24 protein-coding genes and 2 pseudogenes are annotated in these 26661 nt (G+C 72.1%); 14 read left to right on the forward strand and 12 right to left on the reverse strand.

Features of this window, described 5'->3' with window-relative positions:
- Positions 1-19 precede the first annotated feature (19 nt).
- Positions 20-643 carry a mycofactocin system transcriptional regulator gene (gene mftR / locus ABZT04_RS08245; protein WP_356054327.1) on the reverse strand — a complete coding sequence of 208 codons (624 nt, stop codon included), beginning with the start codon at positions 641-643 and terminating at the stop codon, positions 20-22.
- Positions 644-676: 33 nt separating this feature from the next.
- A complete protein-coding gene (locus tag ABZT04_RS08250; RefSeq protein ID WP_356054329.1) occupies positions 677-1906 on the reverse strand; it encodes a SpoIIE family protein phosphatase in 1230 nt (409 codons plus the stop codon).
- A 123-nt stretch (positions 1907-2029) separates the two neighbouring features.
- On the opposite strand from ABZT04_RS08250, the gene ABZT04_RS08255 reads away from it, so the two are divergent.
- Together ABZT04_RS08255 and ABZT04_RS08260 are read left to right on the forward strand one after the other, a co-directional pair.
- Positions 2030-2593, forward strand: coding sequence for an AAA family ATPase (locus ABZT04_RS08255; RefSeq protein WP_356054331.1), 564 nt, complete (start codon positions 2030-2032; stop codon positions 2591-2593).
- Positions 2590-3453: a fructosamine kinase family protein gene (locus tag ABZT04_RS08260; RefSeq protein WP_356054333.1), complete on the forward strand. Its 864-nt coding sequence runs from the start codon at positions 2590-2592 to the stop codon at positions 3451-3453. The genes ABZT04_RS08255 and ABZT04_RS08260 overlap by 4 nt, the downstream gene beginning before the upstream one ends.
- Before the next feature lie 27 nt (positions 3454-3480).
- On the opposite strand, the gene ABZT04_RS08265 is transcribed toward ABZT04_RS08260, so the two are convergent.
- Positions 3481-4680 (reverse strand): PP2C family protein-serine/threonine phosphatase, encoded by a 1200-nt coding sequence (locus ABZT04_RS08265; RefSeq protein ID WP_356054335.1) that lies wholly within the window; start codon positions 4678-4680, stop codon positions 3481-3483.
- 231 nt (positions 4681-4911) lie between these two features.
- On the opposite strand from ABZT04_RS08265, the pseudogene ABZT04_RS08270 reads away from it, so the two are divergent.
- Positions 4912-5107 (forward strand): annotated as a pseudogene (locus ABZT04_RS08270) (hypothetical protein); the annotation flags it as partial.
- Between the two features lie 9 nt (positions 5108-5116).
- Here ABZT04_RS08270 and ABZT04_RS08275 read toward each other — a convergent pair.
- The gene (locus ABZT04_RS08275; RefSeq protein ID WP_356054337.1) at positions 5117-6631 is read right to left on the reverse strand and encodes a serine/threonine-protein kinase; all 1515 of its coding nucleotides are present in this window, start codon (positions 6629-6631) and stop codon (positions 5117-5119) included.
- A gap of 390 nt (positions 6632-7021) precedes the next feature.
- The gene (locus tag ABZT04_RS08280; protein ID WP_356054339.1) at positions 7022-7468 is read right to left on the reverse strand and encodes a DUF1772 domain-containing protein; all 447 of its coding nucleotides are present in this window, start codon (positions 7466-7468) and stop codon (positions 7022-7024) included.
- A 90-nt stretch (positions 7469-7558) separates the two neighbouring features.
- Here ABZT04_RS08280 and ABZT04_RS08285 point away from each other — a divergent pair, with 90 nt between their 5' ends.
- The 5 genes and pseudogenes from ABZT04_RS08285 to ABZT04_RS08305 form a co-directional block, all read left to right on the forward strand.
- Positions 7559-8137 carry a TetR/AcrR family transcriptional regulator gene (locus tag ABZT04_RS08285; protein ID WP_356054341.1) on the forward strand — a complete coding sequence of 193 codons (579 nt, stop codon included), beginning with the start codon at positions 7559-7561 and terminating at the stop codon, positions 8135-8137.
- 148 nt (positions 8138-8285) lie between these two features.
- Positions 8286-9284 carry an NAD-dependent epimerase/dehydratase family protein gene (locus tag ABZT04_RS08290; RefSeq protein WP_356054343.1) on the forward strand — a complete coding sequence of 333 codons (999 nt, stop codon included), beginning with the start codon at positions 8286-8288 and terminating at the stop codon, positions 9282-9284.
- A 140-nt stretch (positions 9285-9424) separates the two neighbouring features.
- Positions 9425-10183 (forward strand): glycosyltransferase family 2 protein, encoded by a 759-nt coding sequence (locus ABZT04_RS08295; protein ID WP_356054345.1) that lies wholly within the window; start codon positions 9425-9427, stop codon positions 10181-10183.
- Positions 10180-10797, forward strand: a complete 618-nt coding sequence (locus ABZT04_RS08300) for a DUF2064 domain-containing protein (protein ID WP_356054348.1) — start codon at positions 10180-10182, stop codon at positions 10795-10797. The genes ABZT04_RS08295 and ABZT04_RS08300 overlap by 4 nt, the downstream gene beginning before the upstream one ends.
- A gap of 164 nt (positions 10798-10961) precedes the next feature.
- A pseudogene (locus tag ABZT04_RS08305) lies at positions 10962-11273 on the forward strand (methyltransferase domain-containing protein); the annotation flags it as partial.
- A gap of 134 nt (positions 11274-11407) precedes the next feature.
- On the opposite strand, the gene ABZT04_RS08310 reads toward ABZT04_RS08305, so the two are convergent.
- Together ABZT04_RS08310 and ABZT04_RS08315 are read right to left on the reverse strand one after the other, a co-directional pair.
- Positions 11408-11902, reverse strand: coding sequence for a hypothetical protein (locus ABZT04_RS08310; RefSeq protein ID WP_356054350.1), 495 nt, complete (start codon positions 11900-11902; stop codon positions 11408-11410).
- Positions 11902-13140, reverse strand: a complete 1239-nt coding sequence (locus ABZT04_RS08315; RefSeq protein WP_356054353.1) for a molybdopterin-dependent oxidoreductase — start codon at positions 13138-13140, stop codon at positions 11902-11904. Before ABZT04_RS08315 ends, ABZT04_RS08310 begins: the two co-directional genes overlap by 1 nt.
- A 208-nt stretch (positions 13141-13348) precedes the next feature.
- On the opposite strand from ABZT04_RS08315, the gene ABZT04_RS08320 reads away from it, so the two are divergent.
- Positions 13349-14671, forward strand: a complete 1323-nt coding sequence (locus ABZT04_RS08320; protein ID WP_356054589.1) for a hypothetical protein — start codon at positions 13349-13351, stop codon at positions 14669-14671.
- A gap of 126 nt (positions 14672-14797) precedes the next feature.
- Here ABZT04_RS08320 and ABZT04_RS08325 read toward each other — a convergent pair whose 3' ends face one another.
- The 4 genes from ABZT04_RS08325 to ABZT04_RS08340 all read right to left on the reverse strand — a co-directional run bounded on the left by ABZT04_RS08325 (position 14798) and on the right by ABZT04_RS08340 (position 19754).
- Positions 14798-15913, reverse strand: coding sequence for a substrate-binding domain-containing protein (locus ABZT04_RS08325; protein ID WP_356054591.1), 1116 nt, complete (start codon positions 15911-15913; stop codon positions 14798-14800).
- A gap of 113 nt (positions 15914-16026) precedes the next feature.
- Positions 16027-17076: an ABC transporter permease gene (locus ABZT04_RS08330; RefSeq protein ID WP_356054593.1), complete on the reverse strand. Its 1050-nt coding sequence runs from the start codon at positions 17074-17076 to the stop codon at positions 16027-16029.
- A gap of 146 nt (positions 17077-17222) precedes the next feature.
- Positions 17223-18791 (reverse strand): sugar ABC transporter ATP-binding protein, encoded by a 1569-nt coding sequence (locus ABZT04_RS08335; protein WP_356054355.1) that lies wholly within the window; start codon positions 18789-18791, stop codon positions 17223-17225.
- A 204-nt stretch (positions 18792-18995) separates the two neighbouring features.
- Entirely contained in the window at positions 18996-19754 is a 759-nt protein-coding gene (locus tag ABZT04_RS08340; protein WP_356054357.1) for an IclR family transcriptional regulator, read from the reverse strand.
- Positions 19755-19971: 217 nt separating this feature from the next.
- On the opposite strand from ABZT04_RS08340, the gene ABZT04_RS08345 reads away from it, so the two are divergent.
- The 5 genes from ABZT04_RS08345 to ABZT04_RS08365 are packed head-to-tail and all read left to right on the forward strand — an operon-like array spanning position 19972 to position 25008.
- Complete coding sequence (locus ABZT04_RS08345) at positions 19972-20931, forward strand: cyclase family protein (protein WP_356054360.1); 960 nt, start codon at positions 19972-19974, stop codon at positions 20929-20931.
- Positions 20931-22031, forward strand: a complete 1101-nt coding sequence (locus ABZT04_RS08350; RefSeq protein WP_356054362.1) for an NAD(P)-dependent oxidoreductase — start codon at positions 20931-20933, stop codon at positions 22029-22031. Before ABZT04_RS08345 ends, ABZT04_RS08350 begins: the two co-directional genes overlap by 1 nt.
- Positions 22028-22957, forward strand: coding sequence for an NAD(P)-dependent oxidoreductase (locus ABZT04_RS08355; protein ID WP_356054364.1), 930 nt, complete (start codon positions 22028-22030; stop codon positions 22955-22957). Before ABZT04_RS08350 ends, ABZT04_RS08355 begins: the two co-directional genes overlap by 4 nt.
- Before the next feature lie 5 nt (positions 22958-22962).
- Positions 22963-23859 carry a phosphogluconate dehydrogenase (NAD(+)-dependent, decarboxylating) gene (gnd, locus tag ABZT04_RS08360; protein ID WP_356054366.1) on the forward strand — a complete coding sequence of 299 codons (897 nt, stop codon included), beginning with the start codon at positions 22963-22965 and terminating at the stop codon, positions 23857-23859.
- Between the two features lie 48 nt (positions 23860-23907).
- Positions 23908-25008 (forward strand): MFS transporter, encoded by a 1101-nt coding sequence (locus ABZT04_RS08365; RefSeq protein WP_356054368.1) that lies wholly within the window; start codon positions 23908-23910, stop codon positions 25006-25008.
- Between the two features lie 17 nt (positions 25009-25025).
- Here the strand turns inward: ABZT04_RS08365 and ABZT04_RS08370 are convergent, their stop codons facing one another.
- On the reverse strand, positions 25026-26510 hold the full coding sequence (locus ABZT04_RS08370; RefSeq protein ID WP_356054370.1) for a gluconokinase: 1485 nt from the start codon (positions 26508-26510) through the stop codon (positions 25026-25028).
- Positions 26511-26661 lie beyond the last annotated feature (151 nt).

Genomic DNA, 26661 nt, shown 5'->3' on the forward strand with positions numbered 1-26661 from the left:
CCCCGAACGAAGCGCGGAGTCAGAGCCGAGCCGGCCCCTCGAAGCCGGCCGCGAGTTGACGTAGCCCCAGGTCCAACAGGCCTCCAAGGCTTGCCTGTTCGTCGGTCAGCCAGTGTTCGTACGCGGCGATGCAGGCGGCCAGGGCGGTGTGGCCGATGAGGGCGGGTAGCAGGTCCGAGGGCGGTCGGCCGGTGCGTCTCGCGGCGAAGTCCGTGACGAGGGAGCGCCATGAGGCGTAGCGGACGGTCGAGTCGGCCTGGAGGGTCGGGACGCGCAGGATCAGGGCCATGCGCTGGCGGTGCCACGGTACGGCCGCCGGGTCGAAGCGGTTGAACTCGACGACCGCGCCGCGCAGCGCGTCCATCATCGGGGCGGCCGGATCGGTGGCCGTCAACAGGCCGTCGAGCTTGATCAGTTCGGCTTCGAAGTCGCCCCACACCAGGTCGTTCTTGGCGGCGAAGTAACGGAAGAAGGTACGGCGGCCGATGCCGGCCGCGGCGGCGATGTCGTCGACGGTCGTCCGGTCGAAGCCCTGCCGTGCGAACAGTTCGAAGCCCACCCGCTCCAGTGCGGCCCGCGAGGTCGCGGGCGGCCGGCCCGTTCTGGTCCGCCGCTGTTCGTGCTCACCCTGCTCACCGTCCACAGCGGACATCATGCACAGATGTGGGGTGACCCGTCAGAGTCGCACGATGATCAGGGCGGTGTCGTCGGTCGCGCCGCCGCGCGGCAGCAGTTCGAGGAGTACGGCGTCGGCGAGGGATTCGGGGTCGGCGTTCTGGTGGCGGACCAGGGAGTCGGCGAGGCGGGCCAGGCCTGTGTCGATGTCCTCGCGGCGGCGTTCGATCAGGCCGTCGGTGTAGAGGACCAGGGTCGAGCCGGGGGAGAACGCGGTATCGGCCTGGAGTCTGGGCGTCGGGTCGGGCCGGGCGTCGAGCGGCGGGTCGGTGGCGCGGTCCAGGAACTCCACGCGGCCGTCGGGATGGACCAGTGCGGGTGGCGGGTGGCCGGCGCTGCTGTAGGTGATGGTGTGCCGGTCGAAGTCGACGAACGTGGTGACCACGGTGGCGGATTCGGCGCCGTCCACGACGTTGGCATAGCGGCCGAGGACGTCCAGGGCTTGGGCGGGGCCGTCCGCGACCCGGGAGGTGGCGCTCAGGGCGCTGCGCAGTTGACCCATGACGCCGGCGGCGGCGAGGCCGTGGCCGACGACGTCCCCGACGGAGACGCCGATGCGGTCGCCGCCGACCAGGCCGACCACGTCGTACCAGTCCCCGCAGACGTTCAGGGAGCCGACCGCGGGCCGGTAGCGCACCGCGATCTGGTGGCCCGCGCTCTGGCGGCGGGTGGGCAGCATCGCCTCCTGGAGGGCCAGGGCGACCTCGCGTTCCCGGGCGTGGGCGCTGCGCAGGCGCTCGTTGACCTCCTGGAGTTCGCGGGCGCGGGAGTACAACTCAGCCTCCAGGACGCGGGTGCGGCTGCCGCCGGAGCTGCCGCGGGCGCGGATCAGTTCGGTGACCTCCTCGACGCGGTGGACGAGGAGCACCACCTTGCCGCCCTCGTCGAGCACGGGGGCGTTGACCGGGCTCCAGTAGCGCTCCTCCCACTGTCCGGGGCGCTGGGTCGACTCGACGTCGTAGCGCTGGAGGGCCATGGTGTCCCGTTCGCCTGTAGCTATGACGCGTCGCAGCGAGGTCTCCAGGTTGCGCATGCCGGTGGCGGCGGAGTCGTTCGGGTTGTCGGGGAAGACGTCGAAGAGGAAGCGGCCGACCACCTGCTCGCGGGTGCGGCCGGACATGCGCAGGAACTCCTCGTTGGCGTCGGCGTACACCAGGTCGGGAGTCAGCAGCGCCACCATGCCGGGCAGCCCCTGGAACACCGCGCCGTAGTCGATCGTCGCGTCGGTCATGGCCCTGCCACCAATCGCCGCTATCACACCATTTTCCCACGATATGAGCCGACCGGGCAGTCCCCAGGGGGCACTTTGTGTCCACCTGGTCACCCAGTGACACACGGTGGATAGGGTGCCCCGGTGACCACGCCCTCCTCCCCCACCCGGCTGATCGTGCTGCGCGGCAACAGCGCCTCCGGCAAGAGTTCGGTGGCCACCGGTCTGCGTGAGCGGTACGGCCGCGGTCTCGCCCTGGTGCGCCAGGACACCCTGCGTCGCGAGGTGCTGCGCGAGCGTGACGTCCCTGGCGGCGCGAACATCGGCCTGATCGACCTGACTGTGCGGCACGCCCTGGCGCACGGCTTCCACACCGTGCTCGAAGGCATCCTCTGCACCGCCCACTACGGCGAGATGCTGGCCGGGCTGCTCGCCGACCACCCGGGCCGCACCCACTGCTACTACCTCGACGTGTCCTTCGAGGAGACCCTGGCCCGGCACGCCACGAAGCCCATCGCCGACGAGGTCTCCGAGCACCAACTCCGCGAGTGGTACCGGCCGTTGGACGTGCTGCCGGGTGGCGTCGAGACGGTGGTCCCGGCGACGAGCCCGCTGGAGGGGACGATCGGGCGGGTGCTGCGCGAGTCCGGCCTGTGCGAGGGCGTTCGGGCGGAGGCCGGTTTGACCGGTCGTACGCTGTGGTCGTGATCGAGAGCGAGACTCCGGGTGCGGCGGCGGCCCGGCTCACCGGGTACGCGGTCTCCGGTGAGCGTGCCGTGTCCGGGGCGGTCACCGAAGTCACGCTGGGCGGCGGGCAGTTGGTGGTGGTCAAGGGTGACGAGGCCCCGGGCGCGGTGCGGGCCGAGGCGGCGGGGCTGCGCTGGCTGGCCGACGCCGGTGCGGTCCGGGTACCCGCCGTGCGCGGGCTGGACGAGCGCTGGCTGGTCACCGACTTTGTGCGCACCGGGCCGCCGAGTGCGCGAGCGGCGCTCCGGTTCGGCCGTGACCTCGCCGCGCTGCACGCCTCCGGTGCGTCCGCCTTCGGCGCGCCACCGCCCGGCGGCCCCACGGACGCGTACATCGGCCTCGCCCCGATGCGCGACGTGCCGGGCGCCGACTGGCCCAACTGGTATGCGGAACAACGGGTGTTGCCCTATCTGCGCCGCGCGGTCGACGCGCACACCCTGCGCGCCGACGAGGCTGCGGCGGTGGAGCGGGTCTGCGAGCGGCTCCCCGAGCTGGCCGGTCCCGCCGAGCCGCCCGCACGGCTGCACGGCGATCTGTGGAACGGCAATGTGCTGTGGGGCGCCGACGGGCATGTGTGGTTGATCGACCCGGCCGCGCACGGCGGGCACCGGGAGACCGACCTGGCCATGCTCCATCTCTTCGGCTGTCCACACCTGTCCGAGGTGCTGGAGGGCTATCAGCAGACCGCGCCGCTGGCCCCCGGCTGGGCCGACCGCATCGGGCTGCACCAACTGTTTCCGCTGCTGGTGCACGTGGTGCTGTTCGGGCGCGGCTATGCCGAGCAGGCGTCGTCGGTGGCAAGGACGGCCCTGGCCGGATGACCCCGGCCGGGCCGGGTGCGTCGGCGCCTACGCGTTCATCTGGGCGGGGTTCCTCGGGCGCAGCCGGGCCGCGATCGCCGCCACGTCGTCCTCCGCGTCCTGTACGTCGAGGCGGAGCACGATGTCGTCGAGGAGGCGGGAGACGCCCTGACCAGGGTGCAGCCGTAGCCGGGCCAGTCGGGCGAGGGAGACATCGATGTCCTCGCCGCGCCGCTCGACCAGTCCGTCGGTGTACATGACCAGGGTGTCCTCGGGGGTGAGGGTGAGCGTGGTCATCTCGTAGTCGGCGTAGCCCGTGCCGAGGGGCGGGCCGACGGGGACGGGGATCAGTTCCCCGGCGCCGTCGCGGTGGAAGACGGCGGGCGGGAGATGGCCCGCGCCGGCGAACGCGGCCGTGCCCCGGTCCGGGTCGAGAAGAGCGAGCAGACAGGTCGCCGGGCGGCGACTGTGCTCCTCGGACATGGCGGTGTCCATCTGGCGCAGGATGCGGTGGGGCGGCAGGTCGGTGGAGGCGACGTAGCGCAGCATCGAACGGTACGCGTTCATGTCGACCGCCGCGTCCAGGCCGTGCCCCATGACGTCGCCGATGACGAGGAGGGTGCGGCCGTAGTGCAGTCGTACGGCCTCGAACCAGTCGCCGCCGACGAGCGTGCCGCTGCCCGCGGGCAGGTAGCGGGTGGCCATCTCGACGTTGGGGTGGGGGCGGCTGGGCTCGGTGAGCAGGACCTGTTGCAGGTTCAGGGCGGTGGTGCGCAGCCGGTGGTTTTCGACCGCGTGGCGCAGATGGGCCGCGGTGAGCCGGGCGGCATAGTGCACGGCGGCGGCCTCGTCGTCGCCGAAGGTCCGCCCGGCGCGGATCGTGAGGAGCGCGCCGTAGGCCTTGCCCCAGGCCGTCAACGGCACGGACAGGGCGGCCAGTACACCGTGGTCGTTGGTGGTGAAGGACGTGGTGATCGGGTGGCCCGTGTCCAGGGCACGGACCATGACGTCCTCCCGTGGCGCGGTCCGCAGGCTGTCCAGCAGTTCCTTGCGGCCCTCGGCCGCCATCGGGTGCAGCATGCCGTGCGGCGCCGGCCGTGCCTCGTCCTGCGCGAACAGGTCCACGGCCGCGGCGTCGCACAGCTCCGCCACGAGGAATCTCGCGCACTCCGCCGCCGTCCTGCGCTCGTCGAGCGTCGACCCGATGGCGGAGACGGCCCGCTGCGCGAGCGCGAATCTGTCCGTCAAGCCCTTCTCCGACCCGGTAACCCCGTCGCCGTCCACCACGGCCCCTTTCTGCCGCCTCCATCCCAACACCCGCGCAACCGATCGGGCGGTAGCGACCCGTGGTGGGTGACATCGAGTACGAGGTGCCGGACCGGCGCCGAGGGGCGCCGAAACTCCGTGGCCGTCCCGTCTCTGCCGCGCATATCGTCCGCTGTGATCCCTTGGCCACCGACGCGGACAGCGACTCCGATGATCGACTGGCGGGCCTGGCCGCCCCGGCTGCCCGAGCAGCCGATCTTCTACCCGGTCCTCAACAAGGACTGTGCGATCAGGATCGTGAGGGACTGGAACGTCCAGCACGACGGCGCCGGTTTCGCCGGCCGCGGAGCTGGCGGAGTTCAACACCCACATCGTCGGCGAGATCCAGGTGGTGCACGAGTTCCGGTGAGCCGGTGGCTCAGGACGAGGTCGTCGCGAAACCGTCCCTGACCCTGTCGAAGACGGGACGGTAGGTGTCCCACTTCGCGTCCGGGGCCGAGAGGTAGATGTCGTACTCGCGGTCGCCCTCCTTGCCGAAGCCGAGGTCGATGGCGCGGAACATCCGCACCCTGCCCTGGAAGGTGAACTCCCAGATCGCGGCCGGTTGTTCGCGGAAGGTCGTCTGCTGCATGCGGAGCCTGCGGTAACTCGGGTAGTTGACCTTGGTGTTGGCCTCGATGTCCGCGAAGTGTGTGCTCGGGTTGGGGCCCGCCGGGTCGACGATTCCGATGGTGAGCCCGGCCAGGCCCGTCCCGTCGGTGTACGTGACGCCCTCGGCCGTCCGCTTGGCGGCCTTCCAGTCGTCCGGCACCGGGAAGGAGACGCCGAGTTGGCGGTCGCGGACGAGGTGATAGCCCTCCGGCACGGGTGACACGGAGGGGGTGGTGGTGGGCTCGTCCGACGCCTGACCGGGGTCGGGCTTCGACGTCGAGTGGAGCACGAGCACCGTGGCCGCCACGGCGGCGGCCACGGCGATGGCGATCCCCACGAGGACGAGCTTCTTCCGGCCCCGGCGACGCCCGCGGCCACCGCTGTCCCCGACCTCCTCGGCCGGTCCCGGCTGTGGGGTCGCGATGGTCAAGTCGGGGGTGGGCGGGGGCAGTTGGGTGGTCGGATCCCCCCACCACGCGGTCTGCAGGGCACGCTCCGTCTGTGCCGCCGTCGGCCGCTCGTCGGGCTCCTTGATCAGGAGCGCCTCGATGAGCGGCTCCAGCGGCCCGGCCCGCTTCATGGATTCGAGGGGGTCCACGGCGATGGCGTACGCGGTCTCCATCGCGGTGGCCCGGCGGAACGGCGGGCGCCCCTCGACGGCCTGGTAGAGGGTGGCGCCCAGGGCCCACAGGTCGGAGGCCGTGCCGGGGGTGAGCCCACGGATCCGCTCCGGGGCCATGTAGTGGATGGAGCCGACCATCTCGCCGGTCTTGGTCAGCGTGGACGCCCCGTCCGTCATGGCGATGCCGAAGTCGGTGAGGACGGTCCGGTCGCCGGCGCCGAGCAGGACGTTGCCGGGCTTGACGTCGCGGTGCAGCACACCGGCGGCGTGGGCCGCGCGCAGGGCGGCGACCATGTCCAGGCCGATCCGGGCCGCGTCCGGATGCGGGAGGGTCCGGCCGTCCTTGAGGAGGTCGGCGAGGGTGGGGCCGGGGACGTACTCCATGACGATGCAGGGCCGGCCGCCGTCGTCCACGACGTCATGGACGACGACCACGTTCGGGTGCGTGATCCTGGCGGCGCTGCGGGCCTCGCGGCGGGTCCGCTCGTACAGAGTGTCGAGTTCGTCGGCGGACAACTCCGGCCGCGCGTGCAGCCGTTTGACCGCGACCTGGCGGCCGAGCACCTCGTCGTCGGCCCGCCAGACCGTACCCATGCCGCCCCGGCCGATCTGCTCGATCAGCAGGTAGCGCCCGGCGATGCGACGCCCTTCGTCCGACACGGTGTCCTCCGCCGGTTCTGTCCACGTTCGATTCGCCTGATCACCATAACCGCCACCTGTTGCGGATCATGTGGGGCGGATCACTGCGTCCGACTCAAGGGGAGGGCGGAGAGGGCGCAATTCCCCGGTACTAGTCGCCCCGGCCGTTTTCACTTCCCCGGTCCCCCGGCTGCCCCGAGGGGCGTGGGGCCGCAGGCGTCGGCCGCCGGTGCCACCGCCCGCGTGGTGTTCGAGGCGCCGGACGGACAGCAGCTGAGGTCCGGCGCCAACAGGACAAGGAGCCCGGGCCAGTCGTGGTTCAGGGGCAGTTCGGCCGGTATCGCGGCGCAGGCAGGCGAGCCCGAGAAGGGCTGCTGCTCGCGCCGGGATCGCGGTCGCGGATCCGCGAGGTCAGACGAGGGCCGCGGCCAGCAGGGCGAAGGCGGCGATGATGACGGCGACGCGGACGTAGTGGAAGCGGTCCCAGCGGTTCATCTGCTGCTTCCAGTCGGCGGGTCGGTTGTCAGGGGTCCATGTCTTGCCCCGGTTGTTGATCGGAACGAGGAGCAGGATCGACATGATCACGCTGAGGGCCAGCAGTGCGCCGGCGGTGACGACGGCTCCGGTGCCGTCGTGGTGCCGTCCGGCGACGGCCCAGACCCCGACGAGGATGAGCGAGGTGATGTACCAGACCGGCATCACGGCGCCGAGCATCCGGCCCCCGTGGGCGCGGCCGAGTTGGCCACTGTCGCCGGGGAGTGCGTCGAGGATCCGGTTGATGACGAAGGCGACGGAGAACTCCACCCCCACCATCACTCCGACGACGACCGTGGTGACGACCTTGAGTGCGTCGAGCATGGTGACTCCCCTGATATCTAGCGCCGCTAGCCGATGAGGCAACGCTAGTACTGCCGACGCTCGATTGTCTAGCAGTGCTAGGGTCGAGCCATGTCGGTACAGGAACGCAAGCAGCGCGAGTGGGCGGAGCGCGAGCGCCTCATCGTGGCGACAGCCCGCGAACTCGCCGAGCGGCAGGGCTGGGACGCGGTCACCACCCGCCGGCTCGCCGAACGCATCGAATACAGCCAGCCCGTGCTCTACAGCCACTTCCGCGGCAAGCGCGAGATCATCGGCGCCGTCGCCCTGGACGGCGCGGCCGAGATGGCCGTAGCGCTGCGGGCCGCGACCGCCGCCGCGGACGGACCCCGCACCCGGGTCACCGCCCTCGCCCGCGCCTACCTCGACTTCGCCGCACGCAACCCGGCGGTCTACGACGCCATGTTCCAGCTCGACGGCGGCCTGGCCTTCGCGCACGAGGACACCCCGCAACCTCTGAAGGACGCCTTCGCCGCCCTGCTGGAAAGCCTCGGCGAGGTCACCGGCGACGGCGTCCACCCCGCACTGTTCACCGAGGTGTTCTGGGCGGCCCTGCACGGACTGGCCACCCTGACCCGAGCGGGGCGACTGCCGCCGGAGGACGCCGAGTCGAGGGTGAAGCTACTGGTGGACCGACTCGCCGTGGTCTGACACACCGTTGCGGCGGCGCACACATCGGCCGGGATGCCCACACCGTTGTCGATGACCGCACCACCGATGCTGAGCAGGCCTTACGGACCGGTGACATGACGGGCGTGGTGCTGCCTCACGGCGGGTTCGCGGTCCTAGCGTCTGATCCATGCGAGTACTGGTCACCGGCGGTGCCGGGTTCATCGGGTCCCATGTCGTCGAAGCTCTGACCGCACGGGGACATGAGGCGGTCGTGTTCGACCTGAGCGACGGCTCGGACGTACGCGACACCGAGGCGGTCGCGTCCGCGCTGCCGGGAGTGGACGCCGTATGCCATCAGGCGGCGATGGTGGGGCTGGGGACGGGATTCGGTGACGCCGCCGACTTTGTCTCGCACAACGACCTGGGTACGGCGGTGCTGCTCTCCGCCATGGCCGACGCGGGGGTACGCCGACTCACGCTCGCCGGGTCGATGGTGGTGTACGGCGAGGGTTCGTACGCGTGCGAGTGGCACGGACCGGTGCGTCCGGGGCCCCGGGCCGTGGCCGATCTGGAGGCCGGGCGTTTCGAACCCCGGTGCCCGCGCTGCGACGAGGAGTTGGCACCGGGGCTGGTGGGTGAGGACGCTCCGGTCGACCCCCGGAACGTGTATGCGACGACCAAGCTCACCCAGGAACATCTGGCGGCCGCCTGGGCGCGCTCAACGGGCGGTTCGGCCGTGTCGCTGCGCTACCACAACGTGTACGGCCCGAGGATGCCGCGCGACACCCCGTACGCGGGAGTCGCCTCCTTCTTCCGGTCCGCGCTCGCCCGCGGTGAGGCGCCCCGCGTCTTCGAGGACGGCGGCCAGCGGCGGGACTTCGTGCACGTACGGGATGTGGCGAGTGCCAACGTGGCGGCACTGGAGGCCGATCCCCAGGAAGGGGCGCTGGTCGCGTACAACACCGGCAGCGGTGACCCGCACACGGTCGGCGAGATGGCACGCGCGCTGGCCGCCGCGTACGGCGGGCCCGAACCCGTGGTGACCGGGGAGTACCGGCTGGGGGACGTACGGCACATCACGGCGGACTCGTCGCGGCTGCGGGCCGAACTGGGCTGGAAGGCCGAGGTCGGATTCCCGGAGGGGATGCGGGAGTTCGCGACGGCGAAGCTGCGGGGGGAGCGGTAATCGCCGCCGAGGGCTCGGGCGTTCACGCCTCGCATGCCGTCGAGCGTCCCGGCAGCACCGTTCTGCCGCCGGTCGCCGCGCCCCGACGTCCGCGTTTCGTAAGGAGCGGAAGTCCGATACGTCCCATTCGCGATCGTAGGGTGAAAGCCGTGACGACCTCTCCCGCAACGGAATCTGACACGGCGCCTGTCGACGTGGTCCTCCCCTGTCTGAACGAAGCCGGGGCTCTGCCCTGGGTCCTCGCCCGTATCCCGGCCGGCTGGCGCGCGCTGGTCGTCGACAACGGATCCACGGACGGTTCGGCGCAACTGGCCGCCGGCCTCGGCGCCACCGTCGTACGCGAGACGCGCCGCGGCTTCGGCGCCGCCTGCCACGCCGGGCTGCTGGCCGCCACCGCGGACATCGTCTGCTTCTGCGACTGCGACGCCTCGCTCGACCCGTCCCTCCTGGTGCCCTTCGTCCGCGAAGTCCGGGACGGCCAGGCCGACCTCGTGCTCGGGCGGCGCCGCCCTCAGGGGCGAGGCGCCTGGCCCGCACACGCCCGGGCCGGCAATCTCGCGCTCGCCCGGATGCTGCGCCGCCGCACCGGACTGCGCCTGCACGACCTCGGCCCGCTCCGCGCCGCCCGCCGCGAGGAGTTGCTCGCCCTCGGCCTCACGGACCGGCGCAGCGGCTACCCGCTCCAGATGGTCGTCCGCGCCGCCGACGCCGGCCTGCGCGTCGCCGAGCACGACGTGCCGTATCTGCCGCGGACCGGCGCCTCCAAGGTCACCGGGACCTGGCGCGGGACCTGGCAGGCGGTACGGGACATGCGCCGCGTCCTGGCCGAACCTCCGGGGTCCCGGAAGCTTCCGGGCGTCAACTCCTCCTCCGCATCCCTGGGAGCGAACTCCCGGTGACCACACTTCTTCTCATCGCCAAGGAGCCGCGACCGGGACGGGTGAAGACCCGGCTCACTCCGCCGTTCACCCCCGCGGAGGCCGCCGCGCTCGCCGAGGCGTCGCTCGTCGACACCCTGCACGTGCTACTGGCGACGCCCGCGCGGCGGCGGGTCCTGGTGCTCGACGGAACGCCGGGCCCATGGCTGCCACCGGGCTTCGAGGTCGTACCGCAGTGCGGCGGCGGGCTGGACGAGCGGCTGGCCGCCGCCTTCGCGGGCTGCGACGGACCCGCGCTGCTCATCGGCATGGACACACCCCAGGTCACGCCCGACCTCCTCACCGTCGACTTCGCCGACTGCGACGCGTACTTCGGCCCGGCGGAGGACGGCGGCTTCTGGGCACTGGGCCTCGCCGACCCCGACCCCGAACTCCTGCGCGGCGTACCGATGTCGACGCCCACCACGGGCGCCGTACAACGGATGCGGCTGACCGCCGGAGGGCTGCGGGTGCGGGATCTGCCCGCGCTGCGCGACGTCGACACGGCGTACGACGCCGAACTGGTCGCCGCCGCGGCACCCGACGGGCGGTTCGCCAGAAAGCTGGCACGGCTGAGAACGGGAGTCGCCGGGTGAGCACGGAGCACGAGGTGGCGCCCCCACGCCCCTGGTCCGCCGACCCCTACACCGACGCGCTGCGCACCGGCCGCGGACCCCTCTATCTCCGCCGTACCGACGGCTGGTTGCTGCCTCTGGAGGTCGAGCGGTGGTGCGCGGCGGCCGATGCCGCGGACCATGAGGTGCTGCGGCGGTCCCAGGGGGCCGTGCTCGACGTGGGATGCGGGCCCGGCCGGCTCGTGGCGGCGCTCGCCGCGCAGGGGCGGCGGGTGCTCGGCATCGACGTCAGCGAGGCCGCCGTCGCGCACACCGTCGGGCTGGGCGGGCAGGCGCTGCGCAGGTCCGTCTTCGATCCCGTCCCCGGTGAGGGCCGCTGGGACACCGCCCTCCTCCTCGACGGCAACATCGGCATCGGCGGCGACCCCCGCGCCCTGCTCCGCCGGATGTCCCAACTCCTCGCCACCGGCGGCATGTTGATCGCCGAGACCGCCGTGGTCGACATCGACGAACAGGTGCAGGTACGCGTCGCCGACGGGCGCGGCGCCATCGGTACGCCCTTCCCCTGGGCCCGCCTGGGCACCCCGGCCCTGCTGCGGTACGCCCGCGCGGCCGGATGGCGCCCCGACGGTCAGTGGGCGGCCGGCGGCCGCTCCTTCCTCGCCCTGCGCAACCGCAGCACGAGCAGCGCGGCCGAGCCCCCGAACAGCACGGCCGTGAGCAGCAGCCAGCGGGAAAGGAACCCGTCGCCGGACAGGGCGGTCGCGGACCTGTAGTGGTCCGCGACCTGCCCGCTGATCAGCGGGAACCACACCAGGAGCAGCAGACCGGAGAACGCCGCCGGGACCCGGACGTAGAGCGTCCACTCCCGGTGGCCGACCGCTCCCAGGGTCCGTGCGAGAGCCCGGTCCGCCCCCGCGTACAACGGCACCAGCACCAGGTCGTGCACCAGCGCCGCGCCCACGAACCACATCGCCACCCCGAACCAGTCGTCCGCGAGCAGCCGCACCCCCGCGTACCCGGCGAGCGCGAACGAGCAGGCGAGCAGCAGGATCTGCAGGGGGCTGCCCAGCACGGGCCTGCCGAACGGTCGTAGCTTCAGCGGTGTCCATCGCGGCCGTCGCATCACAGGTCTCCGAACGTCATTCGGGCCACCCATTTGGTGTTGAGCACGCCGGGCGCCGCGGGGACGATGACGCGTGCCGGGTAGCCGTGGTCGGGGGTGAGGTCCTCGCCGTTGACGAACAGGGCGAGCAGGGACCGCGGGTCGCGGACCTGGTTGTCCCGCAGGGCCGAGCGGCGGAACGCCCCATGCCGTTGGAGCGACTCCACCAGTACGTCGGGCGCCTGGGCCGTCTCGTAGCCGACGAGCGCCGCCAGGTCGCGCAGCCGTACGCCTCGCCACCACTGGTCGGAGGTCGACCAGCCCTCCACACAGGCGATGGGCAACGCGGCGCTGTACAGGGGCAGTTGAAGCAGCTCGGCCCGGCTCAGCCGGACCGTCCGGCCGCCTCCCTCGACCACCAGCCTCCACGCCTCGTCGGATGTCTCGCGCATGTCGATCCCGACCGCCGCAGCGGTCTTGTTGATCTGGAACGCGCCGGGTCCCGAGCCCGGTTCGGGTCCGCCGTGCGGTGCCAGCACGGCCGTCTCCCGCAGGGCTCCGTCGAAGCTGTGGCCCGCCGTCGTGGCGAACAGGAGCAGCGATCCGCCGCCCACCACACCGAGCGCGCCCCGGCGCGAGACGGTGGGCTCGGTGGGGTTCGGCGACACCAACTCCCTTTCGTCGGGAGTGGGTTCGCCCCGTAGGTGGCGCAGGTTGCGCAGCGCGATGGGCGTCTTCAGGACGGCGTGCGCGAGGAACGCGGCGAAGAAGACCCAGGCGCCGTAGAAGTGCAGGGGATAGAAGGAGCCCGGAAAGATGTAGTCGAGCTGGACGTTGAGCACGCCGGTGGTGAACTCGAACAGCCCGCCGCCCACGAGCAGCAGGAGCGAGAGCCGCTCCAGCGCGTGCGCGAGGGAGCGGGCCGGCGGCAGGGCGAACAGCTTCGGCACGACCGACCACAGCTTCGCCAGCAGTACGGGGATCAGCGTGATGCCGAGGGTGACGTGCACGCCCTGCGTGAAGCGGTACAGCCAGGCCGGGTCGGTCGGCCAGGAGAAGAGATAGAAGCCGAGGAGGCCCTTGTCCGGTGTCTGGTCGTTCACCGGCGACAGGTCCGGGTTGTAGGCGGCGTACGACACCAGGCCCGTCACGAACAGCACGGTGATCCCGCCGAGCAGCACGACGCCCAGCACGGAGGTGAACCAGGGGCCGCGCAGCGGACTGCGCCAGAAGGCGGGTGAGGACGGGGAGCGTGGCATGTTCCGACCGTAGGCCGGTGCTGCCCTCGAACGGCTCCGCGAACCATGACGAAACCCTGACGTCCACCCCGGCGGCGGTTCCGTCGGGCGTACATCGGCCTAGCGTGGCCGTGTGAACCGCGATCTTCTCCGCGACCGGCCCCGCACCCGTCCTGACGAGCGTCCCCGTGACGTTCTCGGCGACCGCCCGCGCGACCACGTCCGCGACCTGTCCGCCGCCCTCGCCGCCACCGCACTCGTCGTCGTGGCCGCCCTGGTCGGCACCGCCATCCAGCACAGCGACCGGTCGCTTTTCGTCAACTGGCCGCCCCTGTTCGCCACCTGGGAACCGCATATCGGCCCCGGCACCCCGGCAGCGCTCGCGATCGCGGTCGCCGTCGTCGCCTACGGGCCCGTCCTCGCGGCCCGGCTGCCCTGGCGCGCGCTGCTGTTCACCGTCTGGGGCACCGCCATGGCCTGGACGTTCTCACTCGCGCTGGTCGACGGCTGGCAACGCGGCATCGCGGGACGGCTGACGGCCCACAACGAATACCTCACGGTCATCGGCCGCTTCCACGACATCCCCGCCACCCTGCGCGACTTCACCCACCACATCCTGAGCCACTCACCCGCGCCTTGGCCCGCGCACATCGCGGGGCATCCCGCGGCGGCGACCGTCACCTTCGTCCTCCTCGACCGGATCGGACTCGGCGGCGGCGCCTGGGCGGGCGTCTGGTGCATCGTCACCGGCGCGGCGGCCTCGGCCGCGGTCCTCGTCACCGTACGAGCGCTGTCCGGCGAGGCACTGGCCCGCCGTGCCGCTCCCTTCCTCGTCCTCGCCCCGGCCGCCATCTGGGTGGGCGCCTCGGCGGACGGATACTTCGCGGCGGTCGCCGCCTGGGCCGTCGCCTTCCTCGCCCTCGCGGTCACCGGACACCGGCCGCGGACGTCCGGCCTCGCCGCCGGCCTCCTCTTCGGCCTCACCATGTATCTCTCGTACGGCCTGACGCTGTTCGCCGTGATCGCGGGCGCCGCGCTGCTGCTCGGGCGGCGCCGACTCGCCCCCCTCCCCTATGTCGTCGCCGGACTGGCCGTCGTCCCCCTCGTGTTCACGCTGCTCGGCTTCGACTGGTGGGAGGCGTACCGCCTCCTGATCACCCGCTACTACGAAGGGGTGGGCGGGACCCGGCCGTACAGCTACTGGGTGTGGGCGAACCTGGCGTGCACGGCGGTGATCGTCGGCCCGGCGACGGCGGCGGGTCTGCGGCGGGCTGTTTCGGCCCCCGGTCGTCCCCGGCTCCCGGACCTCCGGGGCGATTTCCGCACCTCCTCACCCGAACCCCGCCTCGCCCTCCTCGTGTTGGCGGCACTGCTCGCCCTCCTCGTCGCCGACCTCTCCGGTATGAGCAAGGCGGAGACGGAGCGCATCTGGCTGCCGTTCGCGATGTGGCTGCTCCCCGCCTGCGCGTTCCTCCCCCGGCCGCGCGCGTGGCTGGCGGCCCAGGCGGTGCTGGCCCTGCTTCTCAACCACCTGCTGCTGACGGGGTGGTGAGGAGCGGGACGCGGACTTGCACGCACGAATGCCCCGGCGGGGAGGCACGGCGGTGTCCCTCCCGGGCGTCGAACGGGAGGGACACCGCCGGTACGGAACCTGTAAGGCACCTGCGCAGAGCGGGAGTTACTTCCCCCAGAGCTTCTTGTACGCCTCGCGGTATCCCGCCGGGTCCCAGGACGACTTGGTCTCACTGTTGTCGCTCGTGGTGATGTGGGCCGGAGCGACATAGCCGCTGGCGGGCTTGCCGGCGAAGGAGCGGTTGAACTCGTCGACGATCTGCCAGCCCTGCTCGGACAGCGGCTCGGGGACCGTCGCCGACTGGAACTGCTTGCTGTTGATGCGCTGGAAGGCGGAGGGGTCGCCGTCGCCCGCGCCGATGTTGAAGGGCGCGGCGTTGCCCTGCCTGCCCGCGGCCCGGAGCGAGGGGGCGGCGTCGGCGAAGTAGAGGTCGTTGATGGCGACGGAGTTCGTCCACTTGGTGCCGTAGCGGGAGAGCAGGGCGGACACCTCCTGCGGGGTGCGGGTGCTCGCGTCGGCGATGGGGATGTTGGACGTCTTCAGGACCTTGACGTCGGAGCAGGTGGCGAGTTCCTTCACGATCAGGTCCGACTTGCCCTTGGCGAAGGGGATGGAGGCGTCGGTGAAGACCACCACGCCCGCGCGGCCGTTGGACTGGCTGATGACCCAGTCGGCGCTGATCTTGGCGACGTCCTGGACCTTGGTGGTGATGTTGCTGAACAGCTTGGGGTCGGTGCTGGGGCCGGGGGCGTCCACTGCGTGCCAGCCGATGAGCGGAATGCCGGCGGCGTTGGCCTGGGCGACCTGCTGTGCGGTCGACTTGGGGTCGAAGCCGGACAGCACGATCCCGTCGGGCTTGACCGCGACGGCCTGGCTGAGCGCGGCCTGGATGCCGGCCGGTGTGCCCTGGCCGTCTATGACGCGCACCTTCCAGCCGATGGCCTTGGCCGCTTCCTTGACGCCCTCGGCGGCACCGGCGACTCCGGGGTTGGTCATGCTCTGGGCGACATAGACGATGGTCTTGCCGGCGACCGCCTTGGGGCCGGTGGTGGGGCCGTTCCAGGCGGCGTTGACGTCCTCGGCCGCCTTCACCGCGGCCTTGGCCTTGGCGAGGACGGCGGGGCAGCCCGCCTTCGTGCCGGACACGGTGCCGGCGGCGCCGGTCTGTGAACCCCGGCTGCAGCCTGTGGCGAAGGCGGTGACCACGGCGAGGGCTGCCACAGCTCTCACGGACGTCTTGCGGGTGAGGTGGTACGACACGGAGGAGCTCCTTGCTCAGGTGCGGCGGGGAAGGAGAGTGCGCGGGGGGAGGTGGAGGGCGGCAGGGCCCGGAGCTAGTCCGTCGTGGACGGTGGCGGGGGCGCGTCCTGGGCGGCGGTGACGGAGGTCTGGACGGATGCCGCCGGGGATTCGGACAGTGACGTGCGCGTGGCGGTGGCCCCGGCGCGCAGCCTGCGGCGGGCGGAGTAGCCGGCCAGGCCGACCGCGAGGAGGAGGGTGCCGCCGTTGAACAGGGAGGTGGCCCAGAACTCGGCGCCGAGCTGCTGGATGCCGGCGAGGCCGATGGCGAGGATGGCGACGGCGACGACCGTGCCGGCGGCGTTGGCGCGGCCGGGCTTGATGGCGGTGGAGCCGAGCAGCGCGCCGACGAACGCGGGCAGCAGATAGTCCATGCCGACGCTGGGGTTGCCGATCTGCTGCTGGGCGGCGAGCAGGACGCCGGCGACACCGACCACGAGACCGGAGCCGGCGAAGGCGTAGATGCCGTAGCGGCGGGTGGGGATGCCGACCAGGTCGGCGGCGCGGGCGTTGGAGCCGATGACGTACAGGTAGCGGCCCAGCGGCAGCCGTTCCAGGAGCAGCCACAGCAGGACGGCGAGGCCGAGGACGTAGAAGGCGGGTACCGGCAGGCCGAGGAACTTGGAGTCGTACAGGTCCGTGAAGGCCGGGGGCAGTCCGTTCGGGCCGGGGACGATGCGGGCGCCGTCGGTGATCCAGCCGGTGACGGCGTAGAGGACGCTGCCGGTGCCGAGGGTGGCGATGAACGAGTCGATCTGGGCGAACTCGACGAGCAGGCCGTTGAAGACACCGACGATGCCGCCGCCGACGATGACGACGAGACAGGCCGTCGGCCAGGGCCAGCCGTTGTTCACGATGAGCTGCATCGTCAGCACGTGGGCGAGGCCGAGGCCGTAGCCCACGGACAGGTCGAACCTGCCGGTGACGATGGGGATCATCGCGCCGAGCGCGAGCATCGCCGGGATCGACTGGTTGGACAGGATCGACGAGATGTTGTCCAGGGTCGGGAAGGTGTCCGGAAGCGCGAGGGAGAAGATCAGGAACAGCAGGACGGTGAGGGTGAGCAGGCCGTAGGTGCCGATCAGGTGGCCCCGGAGCCGGCCGCCGCGGGACGTGTTCTTCTCGCGCCCCGGTCGGGCGGGCGCGGTCTTACGGCGGCTCACGGGTGGCCCGTCGGCTCCGCCGGTCGTGGGCCGCTGGGCTCCGTTGGAGGATTTCGTCTCGGTGGCCATCAGTGGTTGCCCGTTCCGGTCAGCGCCGGCATCGCCGACGCGGCATGGGTGAGTTCGGTGACGTTGAGGGCTTCGCCGGAGAGTTCGGCCGTCACGCCGCCCCGGACGAAGACCAGGGCGCGGTGGCACACGTCGGCGACCTCTTCGAAGTCGGTGGAGATGAGGAGGACGGCGAGTCCTGCGGCGAGGGCGTCGTCCAGGAGGCGGTAGATCTCGGCCTTCGCGCCGACGTCGACTCCGGCGGTGGGCTCTTCGAGGATCACCACACGGCGGCTGAGCCGCAGCCAGCGGCCGATCATGATCTTCTGCTGGTTGCCGCCGGACAGGGTGGCGATGGGTGCCTCGGGGTCGGTGGGGCGTACGCCGAACCGTTCGACGAGTGCGTCGGCCTCGGCGCGTTCGCGTGCGGGGCTGATCCAGCGCCACGGGGAACGGCTGTCGGCGCGGGGGTTGGCCAGGAAGTTCTCGCGCACGGTGAGTTCGAGGGCGCAGCCCTCCTCCTGGCGGTTGCTGGTGACGAAGCCGATTCCGGCGTCGACGGCGGCGGTGACCGAGCCGGGTCGGTAGGGGCGGCCGTCCAGCAGCACCTCGCCGGAGGTGAGGGGCCGGGACCCGGCGAGGGCGCGGCCGAGGTCCATGTGGCCGGCTCCGGTGAGGCCGACCATGCCGAGGACCTCACCGGCGCGCAGTTCCAGGTCGACGGGGCCGGCGCCGGCGGTGGTGACGCCGCCGAGGCTCAGCACGGTTGCGGCGGCGGTGCCCGTGGTCCGGGGCGCGGGCGGCCGGTGGCTCTCCGGTTCGTGGCCGACGATGTCGCGCACGATGCGCTCGGGGCCGTGGTCGGCGAGCAGGCCCTCGCTGATGAGGTGGCCGTCGCGCAGGACGGCGAAGCGGTCGGCCACTCGGTAGACCTCGTCGAGGCGGTGGCTGACGTAGACGATGGCGTGGCCTCGGTCGCGGAGGGTGTGCAGCACGTCGAAGAGCCGCTCGCAGTCGGCGGCGGGCAGGCTGGCGGTTGGTTCGTCGAGGACGACGACGCGGGCGCGGGTGGACAGGGCGCGGGCGATGGCGACGAGGGAGCGCTCGGCGCGCGTCAGGTCGGCGACGGCCGCGTCGGGGTCGAGGTGTCCGGCGACGATGTCCAGCGCCTCGGTGCAGCGCCGGCGCACCTGGCGCCAGGAGACGAGCCCGCCGCGGCGGGGGTAGCCGGTGCCGAGGGCGACGTTCTCGGCCACCGACATCCACTCCACCAGTCCGAGGTCCTGGTGGATGAAGGACATCTCGGCGGAGGCCGCGTCGGTGCCGAGGGCATGACCGGCGACGCTGACCTGGCCTTCGTCGGCGCGGTAGACGCCCGCGAGAACCTTGATAAGTGTGGATTTTCCGGCACCGTTGTGCCCCAATAGGGCGAGGACGCTGCCGCTGTGGATGTCGAGGTCGACGTCGGCGAGGGCGAGGGTGCCGCCGAACCGCTTGCGCAGTCCGCGGATCGTCACCAGCGCGTCGGAGGCCGGATGACCGCCGGATACCGGGGAGCTGGGAGCTGTGTCGTCGGGAGCGTCTATCACGGACTTCTCCGGGGGGATCTGCAGGCCGAGGACCAATCCATCGGCTCGGACAGAATCCTGAACTCATCCCAACATGCTGGTCAATACTTCGGCGGGCTTTTATTGCCCCAAAGTTACGGCGGCCGTACGGAAGACTCCGTACGGCCGCCGCCGTCGATCCGGGCCCGACCGGGTCTCACCAGGCCGGGCACCCCACCACCCCTGTCATCCGGCGCTGACGGACACCCCCCGGGGGAGCATCGGATTCTCCAGCCCGGCCGCGATGGCGCGCAGGTCCTTCAGCAGCGCCTCGCGGAACTCGTCGTCGAGCCGCGCCTTGAGCACGGTGACACTGATCGCGAAGGGCGCCGAGTCGGTACGGAAGCCCGTGACCGGCACGGAGAGGCAGACCACTCCGGCGGTGGCCTCCTCGTCGTCGATCGCGTACCCCCGCTCCCGCGTGGCCGCCAGATCCGCCAGCAGCGCGGGTGCCGAGGTCAGGGACCGCTCACTGAGGCCGGGGAGCGTACGGCCGCGCAGCCGGTCCTCCGCCACGGCCGGATCCAGTGTCGACAGGATGGCCTTCCCCGTGGCGGTGCAGTTGGCGGGGAAGCGGTCACCGATGTTGGCGGTGAGCCGCAGCGGCTGGGTGCCGTCGTACCGGGCCAGATAGAGCACCTCCAGGCCGTCCAGGACGGCCACCCGGGCGGTCTCCCGCGAGATGTGCGAGCTGCGCCGGCACAATTCGTAGAAGTCGCGCAGTTGGTCCACCGTGGACAGGTAGCGGCCGCCGAGCTCGACCAGCTTGCGCCCCAGGCCGAAGCCCGCGCCGTTGCGCGTGATCATGCCCGCCGCCTCCAGCGAGGCACACAGGTTCCCCGTCGAGGACTTCGGCAACTCCAGGGCACGCGCGATCTCACTGACCGACAGCGGGCGCCCCTCCGCCTCGCCGAGCACGTCCAGGATCGCCACTGCTCGCGTCACCGCCGGGACAAGGCTTCCCGGGTCGCTTGCGCTCACCGTCGTTTCCACCCATCATTCTGTTCGTCGTTCAGCATGTTGTTATTGTCTCTCGTCTGTCACCGAACGACAATGCCGTCGCCGCGCGTTTTGCCATCGGGACTCACCAAGGCTTCCGACCGTAGCGCGCCTTCCGGGCCGACCGACGACACCCTTCCAGCCTTGGAGCGCTGAGCAGCACATGACCAGCAACCCGCCCGAATCCCCGCCTCCCGTCGCCGACAACGGCCCCCGCCTGTCGCGCGAGGAGTTCGACTCCCTCTTCGACTCCCTCCGGACCTGGGGCCGCTGGGCCCCCGCCGACCGCGGCGCGTGGAACCGGGTCACCCCCGCACACGTCCAGCGGGCCACCGCCCTGGTCCGCAGCGGCACCACCGTCCCCATGGCGCTGCCCTGGAACACCGTAGCCGGGCCCGACAACGGCAAGCCCGCCCTGCACTACATGTCCGACCTCGGTGACGTGGAGGCCCCCGAGCCGTCCTGCCACAAGGACTTCATCGCCGTCGACTACCACGGCAAGGGCGTCAGCCACCTCGACGCGCTCTCCCACATCGCCTACCGCGGGCAGCTCTACGACGGCCGCAGCGCGCGTGAGGTCGTCGACGCGGCCGGCGCCCACTTCGGCGCCGTCTCCGCCCTCGGCCCCCTCGTCACCAGGGGCGTCCTGCTCGACCTGCCCGCCGTCCTCGGCACCGACTGGCTGGAGCCCGGGACCGCCGTACACGCCGAGGACGTGCTCGCGGCCGAGAAGGCGCTCGGTGTGCCCCTCGGCGAGGGCGACGCGGTGCTGCTGCGCTCCGGCCACTTCCGGCGCCGCGCCGAACTCGGCCCCTGGAACCCCGACAACGCCAGCGCGGGCTTCCACGTGGACGCCATGCCCCTGCTGGCCGAGCGCGGGATCGCCCTGCTCGGCGGCGACGGCGACAGCGACGTACGGCCCTCCCCGGTCGAGGGCCTGCACTCCCCCGTGCACGCCCTCACGATCACCGCGATGGGCGTACCGCTGCTGGACAACCTCGACCTGGAACCCCTGTCAACGGCCTGCGCGGCGGCGGGCCGCTACGAGTTCCTGCTCGTCGTGGCGCCCTTGAACGTCCCCGGCGGCACGGGCTCCCCGGTCAACCCCGTGGCGGTGCTGTGATGGCGGGCACCGGAACGGACACCGGCCGGTTCACCGTCGGAGTCAGCCGCGACTTCCTCGACCCGGACGGACGCAATGTATGGGGCGACATCCGGCTCGGCGAACTGGACGCCGCCGGAGTGGACTGGCACTACCTGCCGCGCGACACCGACGAACTCCTCGCCCCGGACATCGACGGCCTGGACGCCGTCCTGTTCGCCGCCCCCGCCGTCACGGCCCGCACGTTCGAGGGCGTCACCCGTCCCCCGATTCTCCTCGCCCGCTTCGGAGTCGGCTACGACGCCGTCGATCTCGACGCCTGCACCCGCCACGGCGCCCTGGTGACCATCACCCCGGACGGCGCCCGGCGCCCCGTCGCCACCGCCGCCCTCACCATGCTCCTGGCCGTCCTGCACAACGTCGCCGCCAAGGACCGCCTGGTGCGCCAGGGACGCTGGGCCGAGCGGGAGGCGTGGATGGGCCTCGGCCTCACCGGCCGCCGGATCGGCCTGCTCGGACTCGGCAACACCGCACGCGACCTCGTCGACCTGCTGCGGCCGTTCGACACCGAGATCATCGCCTACGACCCCTACTGCCCGCCGGAGACGGCCCGGGAACTCGGGGTCCGCCTCGCCGACGCCGACACCGTGATGGCCGAGGCGGACGCCGTGATCGTGATGTGCGTGCTGACGGAGGAGACCTTCCATCTCGTCGACGCGCGGCGGCTGTCCCTCATGAAGCCGTCGGCCGTACTGCTCAACGTCGCTCGCGGCCCGATCGTCGACGAGAGGGCCCTGATCGATGCCCTGCGCGACGGGCGCCTCCGCGGCGCCGGACTCGACGTGTTCGAGACCGAGCCACCCGCCCCCGACAACCCGCTCCTGACCATGGACCACGTCGTTCTCAGCCCGCACAGCCTCGCCTGGACCGACGAGATGTCCGCCGGCAACGGAGGCAGCGCGGTGCGGGCCGTCCTGGACGTGGCGTCGGGCCGACTGCCGCGCTTCGTCGTCAACCGCGACGTGCTCGGCCACGCGTACCTCTCGGAACGACTCGGCGCGCGGGCCGCCGTCGCCTCGTCGGAGGACGGGCAGCAGGAGCCGGCCGGGGTCCACCCGTGAACCCCTCCGCGCCCGCGCCCACGACGGTCGGCTTCCTCGGCCTCGGTGCGATGGGCCTGCCGATGGCCGCCAACCTCGCCAAGGCCGGCATCGACGTACTGGCCTGGAACCGCGGCCGACCCGCACTCGACGCCGCCGTCGCCGCCGGCTGCCGCCCGGCCGACCGTCCCGCCGAAGTGGCCGCGCACGCCCGGATCGTCCTCACGATGCTTCCCGACCTGCCCCAGGTCCGAGAGGTGCTGGAGGGCCCGGACGGCCTGCTCGCGCATCCGACCGGAGTGCTGGACACGCTGGTCGTGATGGGCACCGTCTCCCCCGTCGCCGTGCGCGCTCTCGCCGAGGAGCTGCGTCCCCGTGGCATCGCCGTCGTGGACGCCCCCGTCAGCGGCGGGGTGACCGGCGCCCGCGACGCCTCCCTGTCGATCATGGCGGGCGGGACGGTGGACGCCGTAGCACGCGTCCGTCCCTGTCTGACCGCGATGGGCTCGACGGTACGGCGCATGGGCGACACCGGAGCCGGGTCGCTCGCCAAGGCATGCAACCAACTCGTCGTCGCCGGAACCCTGGTGGCCCTCGCCGAAGCCGTACTGCTCGGCGAGCGCGGCGGCCTCGCACCGGCCGATCTGCTGGAGGTACTGGCAGGCGGCCTCGCCTCCTCCGAGGTGCTGACACAGAAACACCGTCACCTCGCCGAGGGCGACTTCACGCCCTCCGGACCCGCGCGCTACCTCCTCAAGGACCTCGGCTTCGTCCTGGACAGCGCCGCGGACACGGACGTCGCGCTGCCGCTGTCCGCCACCGTCGCCGGGCTGTACGCGGCGGTCGACGCCCACGGGCTCGGCGACCTCGACAACAGCGTCGTGCTCCAGCTCCTGCGCGAGGGCGCCCCCTCCCGCGACCCGCACCACACCACCACGAAGGACTGAACCAGATGCAGGTAGGAATCGTCGGACTCGGCCGCATGGGCGGCAACATGGCGGCCCGCTGGCGGGAGCACGGCCACGAGGTGGTCGGCTACAGCCGCACCTCCCCCGACCGTGACGTCGACTCGCTGGAGGAACTGGCCGGCAAGCTCGCCGCACCCCGCGTGGTGTGGCTGATGCTGCCCGCCGGCGACCCGACCCGCCAAGCGCTGCGGCAACTGACCGGGCTGCTGTCCCCGGGCGACGTGGTCGTCGAGGGCGGCAACTCCCGCTTCAGCGACGACACCGAGCACGCCCGGATGCTCGCCGAGCACGGCATCGGCTACGTCGACTGCGGTGTCAGCGGCGGCGTCTGGGGCCGGGAGAACGGCTATGCCGTGATGTGCGGCGGCACGGACGAGCACGTCAGCCGGGTGTGGCCGCTGCTGAAGTCCCTCGCCCCCGAACAGGACGGCCTCTGCCACGCGGGACCCGTGGGCGCCGGCCACTACGCGAAGATGGTCCACAACGGCATCGAGTACGGGATGATGCAGGCCCTCGCCGAGGGCTACGAGCTGCTGGAGGCAAGCGAGTTCGTGCCCGACGTGCCCAAGGTGCTCGCCTCCTGGCGGCACGGCACGGTCGTGCAGTCCTGGCTGCTGGACCTCTTGGTCCGCGCGCTGGAGCAGGACTCCGGAGTGGACGGTTTGTCCGGCCGGGTCGACGACTCCGGCGAGGGCCGCTGGACGGTCGAGGAAGCGGTACGCCTCTCGGTGTCCGCCCCCGCCATGACCGCCGCGCTGTACGCCCGCTTCGCCTCCCGCAAGCCGGACGCCGCCCAACTGAAGGCGCTCGCCGCGATGCGGCAGCAGTTCGGCGGGCACGCGGTGCACGCGGCGCAGGGGTCCTCGGCGGACAACGGCTGACACGTGCTGCCGGGCCGGGGAAGTGGCCGGAGGGACGACGGCAGGGGCTTGGCGCTGCTGGTGGCCGGGGCCTTCTTCATGGAGAACCTGGACGGCACCATCATCTCGCCGGCCGCCCCCGACATGGCCGCCTCCCTCGGCGGACGGCCGGTGGACATCGGCCTCGCCATCACGGCGTACCTGGTCGCTCTCGCGGTGTTCATTCCGGCGAGCGGCTGGGCCGCCGACCGGTACGGCGCCCGGCGCGTCTTCGCCGCGGCCGTCACGGTGTTCACCGCCGCCTCGGCGCTGTGCGCCGCCGCCCCGGGTCTCCCGGAGCTGGTGGCGACGCGGGTGGCGCAGGGAATCGGCGGGGCGATGATGGTGCCCGTCGGCAGACTGGTGGTGCTGCGCGGCACCCGCAAGGCCGACCTGCTGCGGGCTGTCGCCTACCTGACCTGGCCCGGACTGCTCGCCCCCATCGCCGCACCCGCGCTCGGGGGTCTGTTCACCCAGTACGCCTCATGGCGCTGGATCTTCCTGGTCAACGTCCCGCTCGGAGTGGCGGCACTCCGGCCGGCCCTGCGGCTGGTGCCTGACCTCAGAGCGGCCGAACGCCCCCGCCTCGACCGGACGGGCTTCGTGCTCGGCGGGGTCGGGCTGGCGGCGACGGTGTACGGGCTGGAGTTGTTCGGCGGACCGCCAGGAACAGGGGGCGATGCCACGGCATGGGCAGGCACAGGCATCGTCGTCTGCGTTCTGCTCTGCGGGTCACTCGGCCCCCGCACTCCTCTGTTCGTGGTGCTGTCCGTGCTGTTCGCGAGCGGCGTGTGCCGCTCCGTCTCCCTCAGCGCCTATGCCTCGCTCGGCTTCGCCGACATCGAACCGGACCGGACCAACGCCGCCAACACGCTCTCCAGTACCGTGCAGCAGTTGGCCGCAGGCCTGGGGGTCGCCTTCGGCGCCCTGGCCCTGCGCACGGCGGACACCCTCACCGCGCACCTGGGCCTGGACGGGCCGAGCGAGTCGTACCGGCTGGCGTTCGTGCTTCTGGCGCTGCTCCCGCTCGCGGCCGTCGCGGAAGCCGAGCGCCTACGGCCCGACGCGGGAGCGGTCGTGACCCGAACCGGCGCGCACCGCGACCCGCCGATCGAGAGGCCCGCCCGGTGAACCGCCGCCGGGGGATGTCAGTACGTCTCGCGCAACAGCCGGTACAGCCGCTCGGCGAGAGGCCTGGCGTCCGCCATCCGCCGGGCGGCCAGGGGGTCGGGGTCCACCGTGCGGTGCGGCCGAGCCGGAACCGGTGCGACCGGAGTGGCGGCCAGGGACGGCAGGCCACCGAGCGCGCGCCGGCCGAGCAGAGCGGCTCCGAAACCGGACCCCGCCGCGTCGTCGGTGATCTCCAACGGCATGTCGAGCGCGGCGGCCAAGACCTCGGCCCACAGCGGGGAACGCAAGGCTCCGCCGGTCGCCCGCACAGTGCTGACCGGCGCGCCGGCCTCGCTCAACGAGTCGCGCACCAGGGCGAGTTGCTGGCCGACGCCTTCGATCATGGCGCGTGTCATGTGTGCCCTGCCGTGTCCACGCCGCAGGCCGACCAGGGCCCCGCGCGCGTCGGGGTCCCACCACGGGGCACGTTCGCCGAGCAGATGGGGCAGCGCGAGCAGCCCCTCCGCCCCGGGCTCGACCTCGGCCGCCTCCTTCAGCAGATCGGCGACGTCGACGCCACCGAAGGACTCCGCCGCCCACTGGGCGACCACGCCCGCGTTGCTGACCGCGCCGCCGAGCACCCACAGTCCGTCGGCGAGGTAGTAGCAGAACACCCGGCACCGTTCGTCCACACCCGGCCGGTCCCGTACGACACGGAGGGCTCCGCTGGTGCCCAGGGACAGGGCGGCGGTCGCGGGCGCGGTGGCGCCGACTGCCAGATTGGCGAGCGGTCCGTCGCCCGCGCCCGCGACCACGGGCAGCCCGGCGGGCAGGCCGAGAGCGGCGGCCGGTCCGGGAAGCAGCGCGAACACCTCGGTGGGCGGGACGAGTTCGGGCAGCCGCTCAGCGCCGACTCCGGCGGCCTCCAGAGCCGGCGGGTGCCACCGGGCGGTGCGCAGGTCCATCAGCCCGGTGGCCGACGCGCAGGAGAGGTCGGTCACCAGACGGCCGGTCAGCCGGGACAGGACGAAGTCCTTCAGCCCGCACCAGACGGCCGTACGCCTCATCAGCGCGGGTTCGTGCTCGGTGTACCAGGCGAGTTTGGCCAGCGGAGCCATGGGATGGACAGGGGTACCGGTGGCCCGGTGCAGCTCGGCGCCCCGGTCGTCCGCGCGCAGCCGCCTGGCGGCGTCGGCCGCTCGGGTGTCGGCCCAACTCAGTGCGGGAGTCAGGGGAGTTCCGGAGGCGTCGAGGGCGAGCAGGGTGTGCAGAGCCGCGCTGAAGGACAGGCCGGCGACGGCGAGCCCTTGCTGCGCGCAGGCGACGGCGCTCTCGCGCACCGCCGCGATCACCCCGGTCAGTACCGCCTCGGGATCGTGCACGGCTTCACCGTCGCGCGCGGTGCGCATCGGGGCTGGGCGCTCGACGGTCGACACCAGCCGGTGCGCGCCATCTACTGCGACCACTTTGGTGGCGGTGGTCCCCAGGTCGATGCCGAGCACCACCTCGCCGACGTCGTTCATCAGGTACTCCGCTTCCGCCTAGAACAACATGTCGGCATAAACCCAACATGATGGATGATCGAGATGCAGCATCGCAGATTTTAATGGTTTTTCCACCCCTTCCCCCACTCTCATGTTCAGTATATTGTTCCCAGAACAGCATTTGGTTCAG

The organism is Streptomyces sp. NPDC005492 (assembly GCF_040605995.1).
Lineage (GTDB): Bacteria > Actinomycetota > Actinomycetes > Streptomycetales > Streptomycetaceae > Streptomyces.